Source organism: uncultured Georgenia sp., assembly GCF_937958535.1.
Classification (GTDB): domain Bacteria; phylum Actinomycetota; class Actinomycetes; order Actinomycetales; family Actinomycetaceae; genus Oceanitalea.
Map to the genome: position 1 here is coordinate 1 of NZ_CALGNQ010000048.1, position 4,005 is coordinate 4,005.

The 4,005-nt window shown below is 71.9% G+C and carries 2 protein-coding genes; both read right to left on the reverse strand.

Going from position 1 to position 4,005, the window contains the following annotated elements:
* A partial coding sequence (locus Q0195_RS03010; RefSeq protein ID WP_366518071.1) for a choice-of-anchor G family protein occupies positions 1-2,489 on the reverse strand: 2,489 nt, incomplete at its 3' end.
* Positions 2,490-2,688: 199 nt separating this feature from the next.
* Positions 2,689-4,005: aldehyde dehydrogenase family protein (locus tag Q0195_RS03015; RefSeq protein ID WP_299274330.1), on the reverse strand; the 1,317-nt coding region annotated here is incomplete at its 5' end.

Consider the following 4,005-nt stretch of genomic DNA (forward strand, 5'->3'; position numbering starts at 1 on the left):
GCATCCGGGTCCGTGCCCGCGTCGGGGTCCGTGCCGGCGTCCGGGTCCGTGCCCGCGTCGGGGTCGGTCCCAGCATCCGGGTCGGTCCCCGCATCCGGGTCCGTACCCGCGTCGGGGTCAGTCCCAGCATCCGGGTCCGTACCCGCGTCGGGGTCGGTCCCCGCATCCGGGTCCGTGCCCGCGTCGGGGTCAGTCCCAGCATCCGGGTCCGTGCCCGCGTCGGGGTCCGTGCCGGCGTCCGGGTCCGTGCCCGCGTCGGGGTCGGTCCCAGCATCCGGGTCGGTCCCCGCATCCGGGTCCGTACCCGCGTCGGGGTCAGTCCCAGCATCCGGGTCCGTACCCGCGTCGGGGTCCGTACCCGCATCGGGGTCAGTCCCAGCATCCGGGTCCGTACCCGGGTCGCCTTCGATGACCTCCGTCGTTGCCGTGGCGACGTTGTCGCCCTGGGTCGCCTCCACCGTCAGCGTCCCGGGTGCGGTCCCCTCCGGGACGACGAAGTCGACGGTGAAGCCCCCGTCGCCATCCGTGGTGGCAGTGCTCTGCCCGACCTCGTCCCCAGCGCTGTCCTCGTACGTGACGGTGAGGTCGCTGTCCGGGTCGAAGCCGGTTCCGTCGGTGGTGATGGTGTCGCCGATCGCGACCTCCGCGGGCGTGACCTCGATCGCCGGCTCCGTCTCCTGCTCCGGGACGGCCCGGACGGCGGCGGAGGCGATGCTCACCTCGGCGAGCGGGGTGTCACCCGGGAGCAGCGAGACCTGGACGGCACGCTGGGTGAAGACGTCCTCCGTACCTGCCGTCGGGGTGGTGAACTCACCCGGCAGCTCCTGGACGTTGACCGTCACGGAGACGAGGTTCTCGGTGATGAGCTCCGCGAGGGGGTCGAGGAGAGCTGCCGTGAGCTCCACCGCAGGCCGGAAGATCGTGTCGAGCGTTCCCACGTCCGTGATGGCCTCACTGACGGGTGTCACCAGGGCCGGCAGCAGGTCCCCGACCACGAGGTTGACCACGGGCGTCAGGAGGGTCCCCAACGGCAGGCCCGCGACCGACGTCCCGTCGAGGTCGACGGTGGGCGGCGTGGAGCCTTCGACGCCCAGGAAGTCACCGAGCGTGCCGCCGATGTTCACCTGGAGCGCGCCGATCGGCACACCCAGCGGACCGGTGACCGCACCGGAGATCCCGATCTCCAGGTCGGCGGCGTGCAGCGCGTCGGTGACCGCGTTGACGAGCAGCGCCGGGATCTGGTCGAAGATCGAGCCGATCGCACCGTCGAGCGCCGCCTGGACGACGTGCGGCCCGAGCACCTCGGTGTTCGGGTCGAGCCCGTTGAGCGTCCCCTCGAAGGGACCGCCCTGGGAGTCGCGCACGAGCATCGAGAGGTCGACGAGGATCTCCCCGGTGCTCAGGTCGAGCGTCACCGCGCTGTCGTCGCTCGTCAGCGGCTGGGAGAGCACGGAGTCCACCGCCGCCTGGAGGTCGAGGTCGAGGGTCGCGCTCACACTGAGCGGGCTCAGGGAGCCGCCCACCACGGTGAGCAGACCGTCGACGAGCTCGCTAAGACCGCCGAGCAGGGGCTGGAGCGCCGAGTCGATGGCGCCACCCTCCCCGACCAGGTCGTTCAGCGGGTCGGAGACGTCCCCGAGGACGTCGTAGACGCCATCGCTGAGCGCGGCGACGGCCGGGCTCTGCAGGACGAGCGTGCCGTCCGCGACCTGGTAGTCACCGATCGGGTTGCCGTCCTCGTCGAGAGTGGCCGACGCGGACAGCGCACCGAGCTCGAGCCGGGCCACCGAGAGCAGCTCGGCCAGACCGGCCGCGTCGAGCAGCGGCCCCAGGTCGAGGAATGCGTTCTGGTTCGGGTCGGTCGGCGCGAATGCGATCGTGCCATCGGCATTGACCGCTCCGGAGGACGCAAAGGGCGCCTCGCCCGGGTTCGTTCGCGCATACTGCGCCAGCGCACCGACGCCCACGACACCGTTCTCGCCGAAGAGCTGAACTCCGTCTCCGAGATCGATGTCCAGGGCGTTGAGGACGTCGAGTGACAACGGGTTCTGGGCGACGCCCGTTGCGCTCGGGTCAGCGCTGTATGCTGGGTTGAGCGCAGCAATGCTGTTGAGGTCGACAACGCCTCCACCACTCAGAAGACGACCCTCCGCCTCGGAGTCGTCTTCCGGCAGTGCCTGTACTGCCGGAACGGTCGCGCCGACCACAGCAAGTGCACTTGCTGCGCCGATCGCCAGACCGCGCCGCCACCTCCTCCGAGGTGGGTCGGTCGCCATGACGGCTGTCATGGATCCCCCTTTCGAATTCGACGGAGACCGCTCAGCCGTGCACAGCAGCAATGCGTGTTTCCAGCACCATGACTCACCGCCCGTGCCCGCCCGCTCGGTCATCTGGAACGACGACACCGTCCGAAATGCGACAGATGCCGCCAACTGGAGGTTAGCGCTTCCGTCGGCCGGATCCGGAGAGGGAACGTCACAGTTCAGCATCAAACAACGCGAGAATCTCGCGCAATGAGACACTCTCGCCGGTTAGCATGTTTCGTCGTCTGCGTCAACGTGGTTTTTGCCGTGCTACGCACGGGGGGCCGGGACTAGGCGAATTAGGCGCTCCAGTGCGCGCTCACACCGCGTACCGCCTATGGCGAGCGGTCACCTATTGCGCTTCGCCGAGCGAGGCGTCGCCGCGTCAGCCCGGCGGCGCCTCGAGGTGGACCGTCTTGAGCACCGTCATCTCGGTGAGGAGGTCGGGGCCGTAGCCAGCGCCGCTGCCGCTGTCCCGCCGCGGGTCGGCCGAGCCGCCGGGCGCCCCGCCGAAGACCCCGTTGACCTTGACGGTCCCCACCTCGAGCTCCTCCGCCGCCCGCAGCGCCCGTCCCAGGTCCGGCGTGAGCACGGTGGCCGACAGGCCGTAGCGGCCTGTTCCCGCCAGCGCCAGGGCCTCGTCGAAGTCCCGCACACGCACGACGGCGGCGACCGGCCCGAAGGTCTCCTCGGCGACGGCGGCGGTCTCCCGCGGGCAACGGTCGAGCACCGTGGCGGGGTAGTGGACGCCGGGTCCGTCCAGCGGTGCACCTCCGGTGAGGCAGCGGGCACCACCGGCCACCGCGGCACGCACGTGCTTGTCGACGACGGCGAGCTGGTCCCGGTCCACGAGCGGACCGAGCGTCGTGGCCGGGTCTGCTGGGTTCCCGACGACGAGGCCCTCGGCGACCGTGACGAGCTCGGCCAGCACGGCGTCGGCGACGCCGTCGGGAAGGTACACCCGCTCCACCGAGGTGCAGATCTGCCCCGTGTTGGTGAAGGCCCCGAGCGCGACCTGCTCCGCGACCCAACGCGGGTCCAGCCCGGAGTCGACGACGACGGCGTCGGCGCCGCCGTTCTCTCGGAGCACCTTCGCACCGCGCGCGCCCGCCACGGCGGCGATGCGTCGTCCGGCCGCCGTCGAGCCGACATGGGCGACGAGCGCGACCCGTTCGTCGGCGACCAGTGCGGCACCGGTCTCGCCGTCACCGGTGAGGACGTTGAGCACGCCGGGCGGCAGCGCTTCGGCAACGAGCCGGGCCAGCTCCCACCCCGGCACGGCGGACCGCTCCGAGGGCTTGTGGACGACGGTGTTCCCGGTGACGAGCGCGGCGGCGAGCAGCCCAGCGGCCGTCGGGAAGGGGTCGTTCCACGGCGTGATGACGGCGACGACACCGCGCGGCTCCCGTCGGACGACGTCGAGGCCGGCCGGTGCTCCCGCGAGCACTCGCCCGGCGTTCCCCAGCCCGGTCGTGGCCGCCTCGTCGAGCAGGTCGGCGGCGACGGCCGCCGACTCACGCGACTGACCGACGAGCCGGCCCGTCGTAGCGGTGAGCAGGTCCCCGAGCCGGTCCGCGTTTGCCCGGTGGGCGGCCGCTGCGGCGCGGAGGCACGCGGCGCGCTCGGTGGGGGCGGTGCGGCGCCACTCCCGACGGGCGGCCCAGGCGGCGTCGACGGCAGCGGTGACCTCCGCGGTCGTCGC